Annotated in this window: 16 protein-coding genes; 9 read left to right on the top strand and 7 right to left on the bottom strand. The window is 58.3% G+C overall.

The window, feature by feature from the left end; all coding sequences use genetic code 11:
- Positions 1 to 76: 76 nt before the first annotated feature.
- The 3 genes from ACZ5AL_RS12965 to ACZ5AL_RS12955 form a co-directional block, all read right to left on the bottom strand.
- The gene (locus tag ACZ5AL_RS12965) at positions 77 to 790 is read right to left on the bottom strand and encodes an NADH-quinone oxidoreductase subunit C (protein ID WP_464510904.1); all 714 of its coding nucleotides are present in this window, start codon (positions 788 to 790) and stop codon (positions 77 to 79) included.
- 51 nt (positions 791 to 841) lie between these two features.
- Positions 842 to 1447: an NADH-quinone oxidoreductase subunit B gene (locus ACZ5AL_RS12960; protein WP_464510902.1), complete on the bottom strand. Its 606-nt coding sequence runs from the start codon at positions 1445 to 1447 to the stop codon at positions 842 to 844.
- A gap of 444 nt (positions 1448 to 1891) precedes the next feature.
- Entirely contained in the window at positions 1892 to 2269 is a 378-nt protein-coding gene (locus tag ACZ5AL_RS12955; RefSeq protein ID WP_464510901.1) for an NADH-quinone oxidoreductase subunit A, read from the bottom strand.
- A gap of 252 nt (positions 2270 to 2521) precedes the next feature.
- On the opposite strand from ACZ5AL_RS12955, the gene ACZ5AL_RS12950 reads away from it, so the two are divergent.
- A complete protein-coding gene (locus ACZ5AL_RS12950) occupies positions 2522 to 3568 on the top strand; it encodes a DNA-methyltransferase (protein WP_464510900.1) in 1047 nt (348 codons plus the stop codon).
- A 651-nt stretch (positions 3569 to 4219) separates the two neighbouring features.
- On the opposite strand, the gene ACZ5AL_RS12945 is transcribed toward ACZ5AL_RS12950, so the two are convergent.
- The gene (locus ACZ5AL_RS12945) at positions 4220 to 5080 is read right to left on the bottom strand and encodes a proline dehydrogenase family protein (RefSeq protein ID WP_464510898.1); all 861 of its coding nucleotides are present in this window, start codon (positions 5078 to 5080) and stop codon (positions 4220 to 4222) included.
- A 119-nt stretch (positions 5081 to 5199) separates the two neighbouring features.
- Between ACZ5AL_RS12945 and ACZ5AL_RS12940 the strand changes: the two genes are divergently transcribed.
- The 5 genes from ACZ5AL_RS12940 to ACZ5AL_RS12920 all read left to right on the top strand — a co-directional run bounded on the left by ACZ5AL_RS12940 (position 5200) and on the right by ACZ5AL_RS12920 (position 11279).
- Positions 5200 to 5937, top strand: a complete 738-nt coding sequence (locus ACZ5AL_RS12940; RefSeq protein WP_464510897.1) for a DUF429 domain-containing protein — start codon at positions 5200 to 5202, stop codon at positions 5935 to 5937.
- Between the two features lie 86 nt (positions 5938 to 6023).
- Positions 6024 to 6668: a pyridoxamine 5'-phosphate oxidase gene (pdxH, locus tag ACZ5AL_RS12935; protein ID WP_464510896.1), complete on the top strand. Its 645-nt coding sequence runs from the start codon at positions 6024 to 6026 to the stop codon at positions 6666 to 6668.
- A 455-nt stretch (positions 6669 to 7123) separates the two neighbouring features.
- Entirely contained in the window at positions 7124 to 7426 is a 303-nt protein-coding gene (locus ACZ5AL_RS12930; protein ID WP_464510894.1) for a hypothetical protein, read from the top strand.
- The gene (locus ACZ5AL_RS12925; RefSeq protein WP_464513299.1) at positions 7426 to 10383 is read left to right on the top strand and encodes a S41 family peptidase; all 2958 of its coding nucleotides are present in this window, start codon (positions 7426 to 7428) and stop codon (positions 10381 to 10383) included. Before ACZ5AL_RS12930 ends, ACZ5AL_RS12925 begins: the two co-directional genes overlap by 1 nt.
- A gap of 146 nt (positions 10384 to 10529) precedes the next feature.
- Positions 10530 to 11279 carry a TIGR01548 family HAD-type hydrolase gene (locus tag ACZ5AL_RS12920; RefSeq protein ID WP_464510893.1) on the top strand — a complete coding sequence of 250 codons (750 nt, stop codon included), beginning with the start codon at positions 10530 to 10532 and terminating at the stop codon, positions 11277 to 11279.
- Positions 11280 to 11515: 236 nt separating this feature from the next.
- Here the strand turns inward: ACZ5AL_RS12920 and ACZ5AL_RS12915 are convergent, their stop codons facing one another.
- The gene (locus tag ACZ5AL_RS12915; RefSeq protein ID WP_464510892.1) at positions 11516 to 12103 is read right to left on the bottom strand and encodes an OmpA/MotB family protein; all 588 of its coding nucleotides are present in this window, start codon (positions 12101 to 12103) and stop codon (positions 11516 to 11518) included.
- Entirely contained in the window at positions 12100 to 12774 is a 675-nt protein-coding gene (locus ACZ5AL_RS12910) for an NUDIX hydrolase (protein ID WP_464510890.1), read from the bottom strand. Before ACZ5AL_RS12910 ends, ACZ5AL_RS12915 begins: the two co-directional genes overlap by 4 nt.
- Positions 12775 to 13051: 277 nt before the next feature.
- On the opposite strand from ACZ5AL_RS12910, the gene ACZ5AL_RS12905 reads away from it, so the two are divergent.
- The 3 genes from ACZ5AL_RS12905 to ACZ5AL_RS12895 all read left to right on the top strand — a co-directional run bounded on the left by ACZ5AL_RS12905 (position 13052) and on the right by ACZ5AL_RS12895 (position 17134).
- Positions 13052 to 14815: a SulP family inorganic anion transporter gene (locus ACZ5AL_RS12905; protein ID WP_464510889.1), complete on the top strand. Its 1764-nt coding sequence runs from the start codon at positions 13052 to 13054 to the stop codon at positions 14813 to 14815.
- Between the two features lie 141 nt (positions 14816 to 14956).
- Complete coding sequence (locus tag ACZ5AL_RS12900; RefSeq protein ID WP_464510888.1) at positions 14957 to 15358, top strand: hypothetical protein; 402 nt, start codon at positions 14957 to 14959, stop codon at positions 15356 to 15358.
- Positions 15359 to 15460: 102 nt separating this feature from the next.
- Entirely contained in the window at positions 15461 to 17134 is a 1674-nt protein-coding gene (locus tag ACZ5AL_RS12895) for an alpha/beta hydrolase (protein ID WP_464510886.1), read from the top strand.
- 37 nt (positions 17135 to 17171) lie between these two features.
- On the opposite strand, the gene ACZ5AL_RS12890 is transcribed toward ACZ5AL_RS12895, so the two are convergent.
- Complete coding sequence (locus tag ACZ5AL_RS12890; protein ID WP_464510885.1) at positions 17172 to 18065, bottom strand: SMP-30/gluconolactonase/LRE family protein; 894 nt, start codon at positions 18063 to 18065, stop codon at positions 17172 to 17174.
- Positions 18066 to 18661: the final 596 nt, after the last annotated feature.

The raw sequence follows: 18661 nt of genomic DNA, 5'->3' as shown, positions 1-18661 counted from the left end.
GAGAACGGGGTGGTCAAGAAAAACGGAAACGGGGCTCATAAGGGGCTGGCTCCCGTATGGCTGGGGGCGCTACGCATCACTCGTCATCAGAGGACACGCGCGGTTCGTCGTAACTCTTTACCGGCTTGGAGCCGTGGGCCGCAGCGAAGGGGTCCATTGTAAGCTCGCCATCGGGGACTTGCGGGGGTAGCGGCAACGATCCCGGTACGCCCAACTGCGGAAATTCTTTACGCAGCGGATAGTACTCGAAGTCCTCGGGCATATACATGCGGCGCAGGTCGGGGTGGCCATCAAAGATGAGCCCCAGCATGTCGTAGGCTTCGCGCTCATTCCAGTTGGCAGAGCGGTACACCGGCGTTACTGTGGGGACATGCAGATCGTCCTCGTCCACCAGAATCTTGACGCGCAGGCGCTGTTTGGCGTCGAAGTTCACGACGTTGTAGAACACTTCAAACCGATCTTCGCTGGTGAATCGATCGGTGCCGCCCAGATCCGCTAGATAGATGAATCCTTGCTCTTCACGCAGGAAGCGCATCACCTCTAGAATCTGCTCTTTGGGTACGTATACCGTGTCCTCATTGGCATACGTTTCAACGGGCCCAATTGCGTCGTCTCCGAACTCATCAATGAGGGCGTTGATTACGTCGGGCACATGCGTGGTTGCTTTAGCATGCGGATTTTCTTCGCTGCCCGAAATGGCGGTATCAGCCGGGGTGTAGTGAAACTGAAGCACCTCCGGCTCGTGCTGGTCGCTGGAGCGGTTGGGCGAAGTCTCGGGAGAGTCAGGCATGGAGGCAGTGGAAAAAGCAATACAAGCAGAAGCGGCCCGCAAGCACATCAGTTACGCACTGTGCGTAGGCACTTGTGTGGGTGGGGTTTTGGGCTTCTCTAGCTGGCCGGGGTAGTGAAGCGTGTTTTCGGGGATCAGGGGGGCGTTCTCGTAAGGATCGCCCGATGTGTAGTCTTGCGTGATGGTGTACTCGTTTCGGATCTTCTCTTGGATGTCCATGAGTGCGTGCAGCACGGATTCAGGGCGAGGGGGACACCCCGGAATGTAGACATCTACGGGTAGGAAGTTGTCGCATCCTTGTACAACCCCGTAGCAACGGTGCATGCCGCCGGTGGAAGCACAGGCGCCCATGGCGATGCACCACTTCGGGTCGGCCATTTGATCCCATACGCGCCGGATGGCGTGACTCATTTTGTAGGAGACCCATCCAGCCACAATCATCAGGTCGGCCTGGCGTGGTGAAAAGCGCATGGCTTCGCTACCAAAGCGAGCCGAGTCGTACTTTGGGCCCGCAAACGCCATCATTTCGATAGCGCAGCACGCCAGTCCCATGGGCATGGGCATCAGCGAGTTAGAGCGTGCCCAATTCACTACGGCATCAACGCGCGTAGTAAAAAAATTGTCGCCGCCACCACCAAAGGAAGAGGAACCAGCCATATCAGGTCAAAACAGTCTGTGAAAACAAGACAATACCGGAAGCGAGAGCGGCTTGAAGGGCCACTCTGCAACGGGGATAAATGGCGAGAAAACGCTCACCGTTAGGATCGTATCTAATGATACATGGTCTCCCCCTGTTTCGCAGCGCAGGGGGAAGATATCCCGATTTCCACCGCGTACACAGCTACCGTTGCGACATTTTAACGCTTGCTTGCTGACGCGATGTGCATCTAAGGAAAGGGGGGACAGCGACATTCTCTCTTGAAGGCCTCGGGCAGGCATGTCGCCCAAAGCGTATGCCTGCCACACGCAATTTTAAGGCAGTACTTTTGGGGACGCCCTCGTTTGGGTGGCAGTCCCGTTTGGCACCGCCGGACGCTACCGGCTGCAGCTTTGCTGCTGCGGGCCGAGTTGGGCCGGTCTAGTGCCAACCCAAGCAGGGGCTTAGTCGAAGTCGAGGCCGCCTTTCTTGATGTCGTAGACCAGCCCGAGCGTCAAAATTGAGATAAACAGGCCTGCTACGATCAATACACCGATGGTTGCAACGGGGCCGGCTTCAATGAACTCGTGGAAGCTTACGGCCCACGGATACATGAACACCACCTCCACATCAAACACGATGAAAATCATCGCGATGAGGTAGAACTTGACGGAGTACCGCTCTCGCGCTGAACCGACCGGATCCATCCCGCTCTCGTACGGGGTCACCTTTATTTTGCTGGGCCGATCGGGGCCAAGCAGTTCGGCAGCCGCCAACAGCGTGAGGGCAAGCCCCAACGCGATGACGATCATTACAAAAAGCGGAACGTATTCGACAAACATGGGCGACGTAGGTCGATGATGGCATCCTGCTAGTGGGCCTGCCAACGATAGCTTGGTGCTACAGCAGGGTGAAGCATACCCATGCTACCCAATCCCTACCTTGGATGCAATACATTGCCGCATTTCCATTCCGAAGAGCCGGTAAAGAAGTGCGTGATCCCCCGGCTTATCTGTTGTTCTTCGAGCGCACTGAACATTTGAGGGCCTCCGTCCTATCAACGTTTCCGCTGTTGTTACGCATCTGCTTGTCTTATGCCCACCACCACCCAGCTTCATATTGGCGATGCCGCGGCTATGGATGCCGTGCCTTCAGAATCGGTGGATCTAATCGTAACATCTCCCCCCTATCCCATGATTGCCATGTGGGACGACCTGTTTGCAGCGTGGGCGCCCGAAAGCCAGACCGCGCTCAAGCACGGCCGTCCTCACGAGGCGTTCGACCACATGCATCAGGCCCTGCGTACCGTGTGGGCAGAGTGTGTGCGTGTGTTGGCGCCCGGCGGACTATGCTGCATCAACATTGGCGATGCGACACGCACCGTTAACGACACCTTTCAGCTTTATCCGAACCACACGCGCATTGTGCACGACCTTGTGTCGTTAGGACTTCATCAGTTACCTGGCATTTTGTGGCGAAAAGCGACCAACAAGCCGAACAAGTTCATGGGATCCGGTATGCTTCCGCCCAATGCGTACGTTACGCTAGAGCATGAGCACATCCTGATCTTTCGCAAAGAGGACAAGCGCACGGTTTCGCCACATCGCCGCACCGATCGGTACGAGAGCGCGTATTTTTGGGAGGAGCGTAATCAGTGGTTTTCGGATGTGTGGACCGATTTGAACGGGGTTGGGCAGGCATTGGATACGGCGGCTTCTGCCGCACGCGATCGGTCGGCTGCGTTTCCGTTGGAATTGCCGTTGCGTCTGATCCAGATGTATTCTATTGCAGGCGACACCGTGCTCGACCCGTTTTGGGGCACTGGCACAACCTCGATAGCGGCAGCGCTGCTACGGCGCCACTCCATCGGGTACGAGTTGGATGGAGGCGTAGCGGATGCCTTTGAAGCAAGCCTTGCCGATGTGCCGAGCCTATCGCGCCAATACAACGCCGATCGGCTGGCACGCCACCGCGCGTTCGTTAAACAGCGCCAATCCGCGTGCTCCTACCACAACCCCACACACGATGTGGCGGTGATGACGCGCAACGAAACCAATCTGCAACTCTACGATGTGAAGGCGACTGCTACAGTGGGACGCCATCACTACCAAATTACCTACGTACCGCATGATTCTGCGTAGTCATTGCAAGCACAGGGACCACGTGCAACGAGTGATGTCCTCACGACCGAAACAGGTTCTTGAGGGTGAAGAATTTCTTTGCGCAGCAGAATGAGCGACCCGTTTTGGAATGGAGTTCCCGCACTCTCGTGGCGATGCACAACAGGCATGACCTTACGGCTCCTCTGCGTCGCAACGAAAGACGAGATCATATCATGCTGCGTCATCCTGACGCCGCCAGGCGGAAGGATCTGGGCGCCATGCCCTACGGGCTCGCCCCGTCCGGTGCGCACAGGGGGGCACCTCGTGGACACTGAGCAGCAGGGCCCCCGGCCACCACATAGCGCTGAGATGCTTCACTGCGTTCAGCATGACATGTATAGGACGGCCCGGCGGTACGCTTTATCTTTTGAGTGCGGCTCAATGACCGCCCGGGATATCCGCTTCGCTCCTGATCCCGGGCTACGGAATGGCGCAATGTAAGCAAACCCATAGCCGGGGACCGCTTGCGTCCCCGGCGATCTGTGGCATATCGCTAAACACGTACGACGCTCCAGCGTCCCCAACAAACCGCCCAACTCCCGATCGCGTTAGCGTTGCGTAAAAGCTGTAGCTCGTTCTGTGGGCACGGAAAAGGCCTGCAAACGGCAGCAGTAAGGGCGTCGGATGCCCTCACGACCGAAACAGGTTCTTGAGGATGAAGAACACGTTCTCCTTCCGCTCGCGCAGGCGCCGGTAGAAGTACGGAAACCACTCCGTGCCATAGGGCACATACACCATCATGTTGTAGCCGTCGGCGGCCATCGCGCGCTGGGTGTCGGGGCGGAGTCCATACAGCATCTGAAACTCGAACCGGTCGCGCGAGAGGCTTTCGTTTGCGGCGAACTGCTTTGTAGCGCGGATGAGCGAATCGTCGTGTGTGGCAATGCCCGAGTACGACGTGTGCTGTAGCAGGCGTTGCATGTAATCGGTAAAGCGCGCGCGAATCACATCCATATCCTGGTACGCTACGGCGGCGGGTTCGCCATACGCTCCCTTGCACAGGCGTACGCTCACCCCCAACTCACACATCCGGTCGATGTCGCGGTCGGTGCGCTTGAGCATCGCCTGCAGCACCGGACCAATGTGATCGGGAAAGTCGGCATGCATCGTCTCAAAAATCGACAGCGTCGAATCCGTTAGGGCGCTGTCTTCCATATCGAGGCGCACGAACATATCGTGCTCGGCGGCCACCTCCATGAGGGCGCGCAGGTTCTTGAGGCAGAAGTCCTCGTCGATGAGTTGCCCAAGCATCGACAGCTTAATCGAGATGCGGTTGCGGCGCTCGGGAGGTGTTATTTCGTCGAGCGTGCGTATCAACGTAATGTACGCATCGAGCGATTGCTCGGCCACATCACGCTTGTTTACATGCTCACCGAGTAGGTCTAGAGCCACATGCAAGCCATCGTTATTGAGTTGCTGTACGGCAGGCAACGCATCAGAAAGGGTTTCGCCTGCCACAAACCGGCGGGCTAGGAAAAAGGGAAGTCGCATGGCAAAGCTGAACGGATGAAAGCGCTTTTGTTAGCATCAACCTACAACCTGCGTTGCGTATAAACGAGTATGTGCCTTGAAAAAGCGGTTCGAAACAGTGTTCATCATGCTTCTCTGTCATGCCATTTAAAAAGAAATCGTCCTGGGTGGCTGGGGCCGATGCTTGCAAAGCCGGTTGGGTCATTGTCCTTCGCCACGTCCACACAGGTGCTACCCGCTTACGGATTGTGCCAGACGTGGAGGCGCTCATGCAGATGTCCGAATCTCCGGCGCTGTGCGGCATCGACATGGTCATTGGACTGCCCAAAGCAGCACGCTCGGGCGGACGCGCATGCGACCGGGCGGCTCGTGCCCTACTGGGGTGGCCACGCTCCAGCAGTGTCTTTTCGCCTCCCTGCCGCGCTGCATTACAGGCGGATACGTACGCCGCAGCCCAGCGCCGCAACCGGGCCAGCCACTCCGACCAGGTGGGTCTGACGAAACAAGCGTTCCACCTTTTCCCGAAAATAAAAGCGCTTGACCGGGCCATGTCGCCCCAGCTGCAGCAATACATCCGAGAGGTGCACCCTGAGTGTAGCTTCTATGCGCTAAACGGCGGCGCTGCCCTTGCTGACTCCAAGCATACGGATGTAGGCAAGCAGCACCGCATCCAACTGCTCCAAGATGCCGGATTTCACGACCTGGACGCCGCGCTGCACGCTCATCCGCGCGGCGATGCATCCGTCGATGATATTCTGGACGCGCATGCCGTGTGCTGGACGGCCCAGCGCATCCACGATGGAACCGCTCATCAGCTTCCAAACACCGATGCTGTGCCGACCGATGAACGGGGGCTGCGCATGGAGATCTGGCGGTAGTTTTCCAATTCAGGAGAATCTCTGTCGTTGGCGTACCAATACGAGTGAGTGTTCAACGCAATTGCATCCATCAACCTGTCACCGTAATGTCCACATCCATTGCCGATTTACGTGAGGAGTACACACAGGCGACCCTCTCGATGGCTGAGGTAGCCGACGATCCCATCGAGCAGTTTCGTGAGTGGCTCGATGCGGCCATTGAGGCTGACCTGTCGGAGCCCAACGCCATGACGCTGGCCACGGCTGACAAGCAAGGCCGCCCGGCCTCGCGCATTGTGCTGCTGAAGGAGCTCGACGAAGGGTTCGTGTTCTACACAAACTACACCAGTCAGAAGGGGCAGGCGCTCCAGGCCAATCCGCATGCAGCGCTTACCTTCTGGTGGGAGCCGATGGAGCGACAGGTGCGCGTGCAGGGAACAGCCGAGCGCGTGTCGGCAGAGCAGTCGGATGCCTACTTTGCCTCGCGTCCACGGAGCAGCCGACTCGGCGCCTGGGCCTCGCCGCAGAGTACGGTTGTCGAAGACCGCAAGGTGCTCGATGACAACTGGGCACAGGTGCAGGAGCGCTTTGGTGAGAACGAACCGGTGGAGCGTCCACCGCACTGGGGCGGCATTCGGGTTCTGCCGCAAACCATCGAGTTCTGGCAGGGGCGTCCCAGCCGCCTGCACGACCGTATCCGCTACGAACGGACCGCCCCCGACGGCTGGACCCGCGAACGGCTGGCGCCCTGAACCACGACACGTGCACGGGAAGCAAAATGAGCCCTGATCTGGCTAATCTCACGGTTTTGGGACGTATAGTAAAGGATTTGACACATATAGACAAGCATTCGTCCCGTGTGAGGCATACATTACGAGTGCTGTCCATGCTGGATGGCACACGTGAGAAACACCAAGATCGTGCGTGGGCGCGGCTCCTAATACGTGACAGTTCGTAGTTCAACCGTGGTGGGGAGAAACTGCGGTGCTGTCCACCCTCCAGAGGAGCCTCGTCCACGCATGTTGTGTTCAATTCAGTTTACGTCGATGCATAGCAATGTCCCCAGAAGTCTCAGCTGCAGAGACGGGCTTTAACCACGGGAATGCCTTCGCATCATGTCCGGATGCCAGTGTATCGTGCGCATGATAAAGTGCAGGTGCTACCTGCTTTGTGGCCGTCCCTCCTGATTCATTGGAACTGTAGTCCCATGCGTAAATCCTTCAAGATAGGACCCATATACATTTCGATTGATAGCAGTGGCGTCCACTGGGGATTGGGAAATCCGCCTCGCGGAAGGGGGCGGCGCAACCGTCGAAACCGAGGCCGCCGCAATCGCCGTAACAACAGCCGCTGGGTGCGCAAGTTGTGGCGTATGTTTCAGAACAAGCAGAACAGCAAAGACAGCAATCCGCTTTCGTCATTGCAAGATCAGCCGCCCGAGCACGAGGCTCCTGAAGAAAACAACGACGCCCCACTCTCCGATCAGCCGCCTGAGCGCTCGTCTACGTGATGGATGCCGAAGGCAGTCGCCCAGAGCGCGTTACGTTCTTTTCTGGAGGGGATGGCCTGAGCCAATGGGCGCCCACCGGCGATTTGCTCTTCACCACGCGCCGCGCATACGCCCAGGTCGAGCGTGAATCGGAAATCTACCGCATCAATGCCGAAGGGGGAACGCCCATGCGCCACCTTGACGCGCTGGGGTATGCGCCCGTCATGTCGCCCGACGAGCGGTTTATCGTGTTTGAGCGCGGCAGCAACAGCCCCACCCGCAAACGATACCGCGGGCCTGCCGCACGCAATCTCTGGCTGTACGATACCGAAACCGAGTCGTACACCGCGCTCACGACCTTTGAGGGCAATGACTACGGTGCGGTGTGGACCGGTGACCGGACGCTTCACTTCATCAGTGAGCGTAGCGATACCTACAACGTGCATCACATGGACCTCGAAGACGACGGCAGCGTCGATGCGATCAGCGACGTCACCACCTATACCGATGGTGATGGCGTGCGCCACCTGTCAGCCAGTGCTGACGGCTCCCTGCTGGCATTTGAGCGGCACACCGGCATCTACACTATGGATACCACCGCCGATGCCGACCCCGAGCCGCTTTCCATTCGCGTAGCCGAAGATGAGCGCTTCGACCCGGTAGAGCGCGAGACGTTCTCTAACCAAGCCTCCAACATGGCCGTCTCGCCCGATGAAGAATACATCGCGTTTGCTGTACGTGGACGTATCTTTCTGACGCGCAACGACGATGAGGGTCAGCACACGGTGCAGCTTACCGATGAGGCCGCCCATGCCCGCGATCTGACGTGGCACGACGACGGGGCACTGCTCTTCGTATCCGACCACGACGGCCCCTACAATATCTACCGGCTCACCTCAGATGATCCCGAGACCGATGATCTGTTCGATGCACTGGCGTATGATGTAACTGCCCTTACCGACACCGATGAAGACGAGCGCAACCTAGAGATTGCGCCCAATGGCACCCAGCTTGCGTTTCACCGGGGCGCGGCCCACTATGGCGCCAAAGCGCTGGTGGTCGCCGATCTGAACGACGACGGCACGCTTAGCAACGAAAACACGCTCCACAGCGGCTGGAACGAAGCCAGCGGCATCGCCTGGAGTCCAGATAGCCAGTGGTTGGCCTACTCGCTGCCCGATCTTAACTACAACTACGAGGTTTACATTCACGCCGCCGATGACAGTCAGGAGCCCGTGAACGTGACGCAGCATCCGAAGCCCGACCAGAGCCCCGTGTGGAGCCCCGATGGCTCGAAGCTTGGGTTTGTATCGAGTCGTAGCGGAGGCAACGCCGATATCTGGTTTGTGTGGCTGCAAGAGTCCGACTGGCAGAAAACGCAGCGCGATTGGGATGATGATGCGCCACAGCGCCCCACGCCCGATGATGAGGCGGCTAATGACGAGGAAAACGACGAGCCGCCCACGGTTGAGATTGACTTCGACAACATCCACGAGCGGCTTACGCGCGTTACCGCACTTCCGACCAACGAGCGTAGTCCACTCATCGCCGCCGATGGCGACACGTTTTACTTCGTCGCTGGAAGCGGCGGGCGCGGCACCACCCACAGCACGGATGTAGATCTGTACAGCATTCAATGGGATGGCACCGATCAGCAGCCGCTTACGCAGGGCGGAATGAGTCCGGCGGATGTGCAACTGGGACCCAACAACGAACACCTCTACTTTCGCCACAGTGGAGGGCAACTGGCCCGTGTGAGTCCGGCGGATGCAAGCGTAGATCGTTTGCCGTTTGCGGCGCGCATGGAGATCGACTATCCTGCCGAGCAAGCGCAACTCTTCGACGAGATGTGGCGCGCTATCAATCAGGGGTTCTACGACCCAGCATTCCATGGGGCCGACTGGGACGCTCTGCGCGATCAGTATCGTCCGTGGGCGATGAACGCCTCCACCCGCAGCGACTTTCAGGACGTGATCAACTGGATGTTGGGCGAGACCAACGCCAGCCACATGGGTTTCTTTGGTCCGGACCGCGCAGAAACGCAGTCTGAGCAAACCGGTCTGCTTGGCGTCGAGTGGGCTCCTGCCGATAATGGGTTGCAGGTGACCCGCGTGGTGCCGCGTAGCCCGGCGGATCGCGACGTAAGCCGCTTGCATGAGGGCGATGTGGTGACCGAAATCAACGGCACACCGTTGGATAGCAGCACCAATCCGCATCAGCTACTCAATGATACGGTAGACGACCTGGTGCTGCTCACCATCGAGCGTGCTGACGGAGGCGAAGACCGCGTGCGCATCCGCCCAACTGCGAGCCTTGGCAGCGAACTGTACCGCGAATGGGTAGACACGCGCAACGAGCTTGCCCGCGAGTACTCCGACGGTCAGCTTGGCTACCTGCACGTGCAAGGCATGAACTGGCCCAGCTTTGAGCGCTTCGAGCGCGAGCTTTTCGCCAGCGGCGATGGCAAAGACGGGCTCATCATCGACGTGCGCTACAACGGCGGCGGGTGGACGACCGACTACTTGCTCACTACGCTCACGGTAGAGCAACATTCGTACACCGTACCGCGTGGAGCCACCGACGACCTCTCTGCCAACCATCCCGAGTTTCGCGATCACTATCCGTTTGGAGAGCGCCTTCCGTATGCTGCCTGGACCAAGCCGGTGGGCACCCTAATCAACCAGAACAGCTTCTCCAATGCCGAGATTTTTGCACACGCTTTTCAGGCGCTGGAGCTGGGGCCGCTGGTTGGGAAGCCCACCTTTGGAGCCGTGATTTCAACAGGGGGCGTGAGTTTGCTGGATGGTTCTTTCGTGCGTATGCCGTTCCGCGCGTGGTACGTGCGCGACACAGGCCAGAACATGGAGCTGGGGCCAGCAACCCCCGACTACACCGTTGAAAATCCACCCGATGCCCGTGCACAGGGCGAGGATCCGCAACTTCGGCGCATGGTACAGCAGATGCTAGATGCGCAATAAACGCGCATGCATCGATGCTTACTGATGGCCCGCCTCTCGGCAGGTCGCTACAGTGGGAACTGTAGGGGCCTGCCAGTGTGCATAGCGGGGTGGCCCGTTGGGCTGCATTGAATCGCTGTTTTCTCTGTATAACTTTTGTGTCTGGTATGCCTGCCTCCTCTCCGCTTCAGGTTGTATTGTTCGACATGGACGGCGTGCTGGTGGATGTATCCACCTCGTACCGCCGTGCCATTATCGAAACCGTCGAGCACTTTACAGGGCGTCAGATTGGTCCGAAAGATGTGCAGCGCTACAAAAACTATGGCGGCTTTAACGACGATTGGAAGCTAACGCACGCTATTGTGACCGATACGGCCATGAAGGTGCCGCTGAGTCGCGTTATCGAGGAGTTTCAGCGGCGCTACCGAGGCGATGACTGGAACGGGTTTATTACCGATGAACAGCCTCTCGTTGATGATGCCACGCTTCACAGACTACAAGACGCTGGGCTCCTGATGGGCGTTGTAACAGGGCGTCCGCAAGAAGAGGCTGAGTGGACCATCGATCACATGAATTGGGGTACGTACTTTCCCATTGTGCTTGGTAAGGAAAAGCAGGGCGACCGTACCAAACCCGACCCGTTTCCGCTGACCCACACCCTTACGATGCTCTCGGCCGTGGGCCGCGATGTGTCGCCGGGCGAGGTGGCTTACGTAGGCGACTCGGTCGATGATATGAAAGCCGCTCGCGCTGCCGATATGTGGGCGATTGGTACTGTACCGCCGTACCTCGACCAGTCCGATCACGCCAAGGTGCTTATCGAAGCCGGAGCGCACACGGTTCTAAAGTCCCCTAACGAGTTGCCCGATGTGCTGCGTGCTTTCGACGAACGCGTGGCTACGTCTACCCAGGCTTGATGGCGTGTTGAGCGACGTGCCACAGATCGCCGGGGACGCAAGCGGTCCCCGGCTATGGGTTTACTTACATCGCGCCGTTCCTTAGCCCGGGATCAGGAGCGGAGCGGATATCCCGGGCGGCCATTGTACCACGCTAAACAGTTACGCCGAGAGAGGGAATAAGGGTGAGGGGGGTAACTATCGAAAAAACGCCCCCTTGCATAACTCAAAAACCACCTTTTGCTCTCACCAGGCTTTCAGTCAGCGGCCACCTGAATCTCCACGCGCCGATTCTGGCGGCGGCCTTCTTCAGTTTCGTTGGAGGCAACGGGGTTTTGGGCACCAAACGCGCCAATCTCTAGCGTGCGCGAGCGAATGCCGTGCTGTTCATCCAAGTAATGCGCCACCGCTGCGGCGCGTTGGGCCGAGAGGTACCAGTTGCTTGGATAAGTATCCACGAGGCGAGGCCCAATAGGGCGGTCGTCGGTGAAGCCCTTGATTCGGAAGTCGCGCCCGTCGTACTCTGCGTCAAGGATGGCGGCCAAACTGTCGAGGGTGCGGCGGCCCTGGTCGGTGATCCACGCGCTGCCAGAAGGAAAGCGGATGGCGTCTCCCAGTTGCTCCATGTCTTGAGGCGCGCCAGTACGCAGGGCAGCAATGGAGTCGCGTGCAGCCGCTAGCTCGGATGTAGTGGTCTGCAGATCGGTAGAGAGCGTTTCTATCTCTTCCTGCAGAGCAGCCTCGTCGGTATCGTTGCAGCCAAGCCCCACAACAGCCAGCAGCAGCAATGGAATAAGGGGGGCAAGCCAGGAGCGTTGGCGATGAGAAGTCCGTAGGGCAGTCATGACGATGAGGGGGCTTGAAGCAGGTGGCGGACTCGGGGGGCTACCGCATCCATATGATTGCGTAAAGTTTCATATCCAATATGATTACGTACCACCGACCAGCGTGCCCAGGCTACACGGCGGATGCGTTCTTCTGTCTGAGGGGTAAATGAACGTGCAGGGGTGTGCATCAAAAACCAGTGCGTTGTTTTAACCATGTAGCGCTGCGGGGTTGCATAGCCGTGTATTGTGACGCCAAGGGGGGCACGCACGCGGATCGATGAAATTCCAATTTCCTCACACACCTCGCGGATGGCACAGGTGCGAAGCGACTCGCCCTTATCCTGCTTGCCTTTTGGAAGGTCCCACACCCCACGCCGATGCATCGTACAGACGACCGGCTCGCCGTTGGCTTCAGCGCGTGGTGTCACATATCCCCCGGCAGCGGCTACAGGGGCCGGAATCCGGTACGGGTCGACATTGCGCAGTGCCTGCGGCGGAATCGAGCGCACGCCTTGCAATCCCCTTTCAGAAGCGGGCAGCAGCGCAGTATCCACAACAACGATAGGAGCGGTTGTATCTGGATAGGTGGCGTGTAAGCGTTGCGCAGAACGCCGAGGCGGCTGAAGTCCCTGCGTGGCCCATTGATCGGGGGCGTACGAGGTGTAGTCAACAACGTGATAGGCCAGCATAAAAGGCGTACAAGAAACGGCATAAGGAAAAACACATTTTTCTTCTACGTCAGGGCCAGGTGGAAGTTGAGCGGACGGGAGCGTATGCTGCATCCTGTTACGCCAGCCAAGAAACGTAACGTTTTGTTCAGGCGTAGGGCAAACCGTTCATAGAGCCCTTTCCACTTGCATCACACACAGCCACGCTCTACGTTCAGAGCCTCATGCGATCGTGTGCGTTGAGCACGGATGGGGCGTTTCGAACTCTGCGCACTTCTTTCTTGGGGCCGTACTCTTCATGCGCGACAAACTTTCGGCAGGACGTTGGATCACCCGGTACCGGTGGGAAGAGCTACGGCGCGATGGAGCCGCAGGGCTGGCCATCGGGGCGATGCTCATTCCGCAAGGCATGGCGTACGCAGTTATTGCGGGGGTGCCGCCGATCTATGGGCTGTATGCCGGACTCATCCCGCTGCTCATCTATCCGTGGATTGCAACCTCGCGCCACCTGGTCATTGGCCCGGTTGCCATCGACATGCTCATCGTAGCGGCAGCAGTGGGGGCGCTCGCTGAGGCGGGTACCGACCGCTACCTGGCGCTGGCAATTGCTATGGCGGCCATGGTGGGCATCACACAGATTGCAATGGGGTTGGCCAAACTCGGATTTGTGGCCAACTTGCTGTCGCGTCCCGTCATTGACGGGTTTACCAGCGCTGCGGCTATCATCATTGCTGCCAGTCAGTTAGAGCACCTAATGGGTATTGATCTGGCGCAGTCGCAATACGTACACGAGTTGGTGATTGAAGCCGTGGCCCGCTTCGACGATGTGCACATGCTCACGCTGGGCATTGGGCTGGGAAGCATCGTGCTGCTGTGGACGCTCCGCCGCTTTGCCCCCCGATTACCGCAGGCCATTATCTTGATGATCGTGGCCATTTTGGGCAGCTGGATGCTCGACTGGGAGGGCCAAGGCGTTACCGTAGTGGGGAATATCCCAAGCGGACTTCCCGGCTTTGCCATTCCCGATGTAACGCTGGGCGACCTCCAGTCTCTGCTTCCCGCAGCGGTTACGCTGGCGCTAGTGCAGTTCATGAAAGACATCTCGCTGTGCCGTCTCTTCGCGACCCGCAACAAATACACGGTGGATGCCAACCGTGAGCTCATTGCGGTTGGATCTGCAAATCTGCTGGGCAGCTTTTTTCGAAGCATTCCCGTGTCGGGGAGCATCTCACGTTCGGCCCTTAGCGATCGCCTGGGCGTGCGCACCCCGCTACACAACCTGTTTGGAGCGATTGTCATCGGCCTTACGTTGCTGGTGCTTACGCCGCTCTTCTACTATCTGCCACTACCGGCGCTGGCCGGACTCATTATGATGGCGGCGCTCTCGCTGGTTGATGGCAGCGAACTGCGCGATCTGTTTGTGGCCCGCCGTCGCGATTTTGTGATTGCGCTGTTTACCGCCGCTGCTACGTTGTTTGTGGGCATCCAGGAAGGCATCGTGTTTGGCATCGGGGCGACGCTTCTGGCGGTGCTGTATCGCATCAGTCGGCCCAATGTGGCTGAACTTGGACATGTGCCCGGCACGCGGCTCTTCCGCGATCTGAAGCGGTTTGAGAATGCCCATCGACTCAAAAACATCCTGGTGCTGCGCGTCGATGCGGCGTTCTCGTTTGCCAATGCCGAGTTCTTCAAGCAGTACATCATCGACAAGAGCGAGCGCGAGGGCCGCGACTTGCGCGTGGTGGTGATTGACGGCACCAGCATTAACGATCTAGATACCACGGCCATCGAGGCGCTGCGCACAGTCATTGGCACCCTCGACGAGGCCGACATCGAACTCCACTTTACGGGGCTCATCGGACCCGTACGCGAGGTGGTGCGCCGCTCCGGCCTTCACCTGCTGCTCGGCGACGATCACTTCCACATGGATCCGCACGAAGCTGTGATGTCCATCCTACGTGACTGGGATGACGACGAGGAGCGCTCCGACGAGGACCGGCTCGAAGCCTATCTTGAAACCACCGACCCCGAACACCGCGATCCCACTCCAATGGCGTCGTAGCACGTTACGTTTTTTGGCCTTGCAGGGTCGTGGATATCCAACCCGTTGTGCTATGACCCTGTTTGGATTAAACCCCTTGGTGTTATGCTCTGGCGTCTTGTATCTACAATGCTTGTGGTTGGCGCTCTTCCACTAAACACGATGGCTCAACCTCTGGCCGATACGTTGTTCTCGTGGAGTGGCTACACGCATGTTAGCGAAACGCACCTTCAGCTCTACCCCGGCCCGCCCAACGATGAGAATCGCGACCATACGGTTGTGCTGCGCGAGTTGGCCGACAACACTGGGCCTACGATCTTAGACGACATCTCGTACGTGGCCGAGCAAGTAGGACGCGATTTTGGCATGGATCCGGCGCGCGTAACCTGGGTCTTGCACTGGGGCCACTTCTCGTATGCCGAGGCCGCCCCGAGCAACAAGGAGGTCTTCATTCGCGTGACGTTTCGGCGTACCGACACCGGACGACTAAGCGCCCCGTACTGGCGTATCATCACCCGACCCGATGTTATCGAGATAACGGATCAGCGCTATCAGCGTCCGTAGCATGGCCTTCCGCCGGGAAGCAGCGGAACGGATGCCGAACATTGTGCATGCATGAGAAAGCACCCGTTGCTCTTTGACTCAGGCGGCTGACACGCCACACGCATGAAGACCATTCTCTTACGCGTCCTCTCGTACTTCTCGGCTGCTGGCCTGATGGTCGGCACCTTCTTCCTGGCCGTGTCGCTAACCCCCACGCTCGTACCTCGAACCGCTATGCTGCAGGGCATCGTGTCGGGAGGCGCACTGGCTGCCGGATATGGGCTCGGCGTGCTGGGCCAGACACTGTGGCGGTATCTGGAGCTGCCCGCACCCAGCCGTACCGTGCGGCTCCGCATCAAAGGGGGCGCCATTCTTCTCGGACTGCTCGTCACGCTCTTTTTCATGTGGCAGTGGAGCACCTGGCAGACCTCGGTGCGCGCCCTCGTGGAGATGCCGCCTGCCGACGGCTTCCAACCGCTGACCGTCGGGATGCTCACGCTGGCTATCTTCCTCGTATGCTGGGCCCTGGGCTGGAAGTTCAAAGCGCTCTGGAGCCGGCTCTCTAACAGACTGGGGAAGTACGTACCGCACCGGGTGTCAGTCGTGCTGGGGCTGATCCTGTCGTTCTACCTGTTTTGGCTGGTTGTCGACGGAGTGCTCGTTTCGGCCCTGATGCGCTCTGCCGACACGTCGTACGAGCAGGTCGATGCGCTCATTGAAGACGATATCTCGCAACCGAGCCAGCCTATGCAAGCCGGAAGCGACGCCTCGTTGATTGCGTGGGAAGACATGGGGAGAGAAGGCCGTCGCTTTCTGGCGGGGGAGCCGCAGTCCGACTCCATAGCGACGGTTATCGGCGAATCTGCCACGCAACCTCGACGTGTCTATGTAGGCATGCATGCTGCCGAAGATGTGGAAACCCGGGCGCGCCTTGCGCTTGACGAACTGCTTCGGGTGGACGCGTTCGACCGGTCGGTGCTGGTGCTTATCACGCCCACGGGCACCGGATGGGTGGATCCGCCCTCCGTCGAAACGCTCGAATACCTGCATCGCGGCGACGTGGCCTCGGTAGCCGTGCAGTACTCGTACCTTCCAAGCCCACTTGTGCTCATAACAAAAGAAACCTACGGCGCCGAGATGGCACAGGCGCTTTTTCGGGCGGTGTACGGACACTGGACTACGCTGCCGGCTGACGAGCGTCCAGAGCTTTACTTGAACGGACTTAGTCTGGGGGCGCTCAATTCCGACCGCTCCTTCGATTTCTATGATATCATCAACGATCCGTTTGACGGCGCACTGTGGGTGGGGCCGCCGTTCCGACAGAGCACCTGGCGCACCGTAACCGATCAGCGCGAGCCCGGATCGCCGGCCTGGCGGCCCCGCTTCCGTGATGGCTCGGTGGTGCGCTTCATGAACCAGGAGGGGGGACTGCATGATGGCCGCGCTCCGTGGGGCGACTTCCGTATCGCCTACCTGCAGTATGCCAGCGACCCGATCACCTTCTTCGAGCCGCGCATGCTCACACAAGAGCCCGACTGGATGCAGCCGCCCCGTGGACCTGACGTCTCCGACGACCTGCAGTGGTATCCGGTAGTTACGATGCTGCAGGTGGCCGTGGATATGCTGGCGGGCACCAGCGCCCCCCGTGGCTACGGGCACGAGTACGCAACCGTTGATTACATCGAAGCCTGGTATGCGCTTACCGAACCTACCGGGTGGACACCCGCCGAGCTGGAGGACTTATCCGACCACCTCGCCATGCCTGATGAGGCCCGGCGGGTGAGCAGCAGCCGGTAGTCAGTCTGCTCGGGGATCACTTGCGTCCCCGGCGACGCTAAAGGTCTTGATCACTCGGGATAAATCTATAGGTGACGATCTTTGGGTTAAGTGTGCCAGACTGTGTACCGCTTTCGGCGAGTGCGTACAACAGTCCGTTGTGCGCGGCTCGCAGGCGGATATCACTGCCAAAACGTATTTCGCCCTCTACCAATGGTGTGCCCATTGTATCGATAACGGTGAGCCCGCGCGTGCGGTCAGAGGAGTCCATATACGAGTTATTGTACTCGATGAGAAATGCGTTTTCGTCGAGGCGGAAGACCTTGGAGGTGCTTGAACTTGTGGCGAGGAGATCTTCTACAGCATCCATGATAGCTTGCGGAGAACCGGTATGGTCCGCAATGTCCTCGCTCATGGGCTCGAAGTATGAAGGCTGATGGCCAACCGTGCGCACAAGCGTGCCGCTGGTGCTGTATACATGAAGATGCGGACTGTGAGGCAACGCGAGATACACGTTTTCGTTGTGGTCGGAGACGAGTCCGCCAACTCGCCAGCGTTGGGCAACAGTGGCAAAATCACCGTCATGCCCGAACGTGTCAATCTCCTCCCCCTCCGATGTCATTTTGCGAATGAAGTACTCGTCTGGGTAATTGTACAGTCCATACATCGCACCGTCTTGGTCGAATGTAAAGAAAAATGATGCACTGTACGTGTCGTGCATAGGTGCTCTACACTGACCATTGGGTTCAAACTGATACCCTCCGGGGCCATTATTCGCAACGACGATCGATCCATCGGGCGCAAACTGAGCACGAATGGGACTCCAGTTGAACCCAGGATGGCAAGGTTCGGGATCCAAGGTTCGCCGATGTGTACCGTCGGGACTGAACAAGTACATCTCCTGCGCCCTCCAGTCCGAGATCAGAAAATCGCCCGCTTCATTGACATCCATGGCACGAATTTCGCCAATCAACGGATCGGCCTCAAGCTGGATCGTGTCGACCGCGGCGAAGTGTTGGGTAAAAGGGATCTCAGTCTGAGGCGGTGCTGATCCCTCATGTGGAATGTCGCCAGGGTCCGATGTGCAGCCCAGTAATAGGCAAAAAAAAGTAGCGTCGCAGGCCCTAATTTGTGCATTTGTAAAATGAGGTTGTGCAAAAGTACACTCTGGCACATGACAAAAAATGCTAGCCCTTACCTAATTCGGGAGCATAAGCAGGGGCTCCTTTGAATCGTCACAAATGGACTTTTGGCGAGCCGCTTTGCGGATAGCTTTTTAAGAAAGTCGAAGCGTTTCTTCGGAAAAGCCCCGCTCAGAGCCGCTTAAACTGGACTTTGAAGGGTGGTCTGACTTTTGTCGTGTGCTATACATAAGTACACAACGCATCCCTGATACAGAATCAGTGATGCGCTGTGAGAATTTACTTGACGTACTGTCCAAGCTAATTGAATTCTCTTACTAATCCATTATCACTTCATTTGAATGTCAACAGACATCCTGTACTTCCACCGCCATGGCTAGAGCAGTCAAGTCCGTCAAGCATGCAA

The organism is Natronotalea proteinilytica (assembly GCF_055379935.1).
Note: the sequence above shows the minus strand (reverse complement) of the source record. Positions and strands in the feature narration are given on the sequence as shown.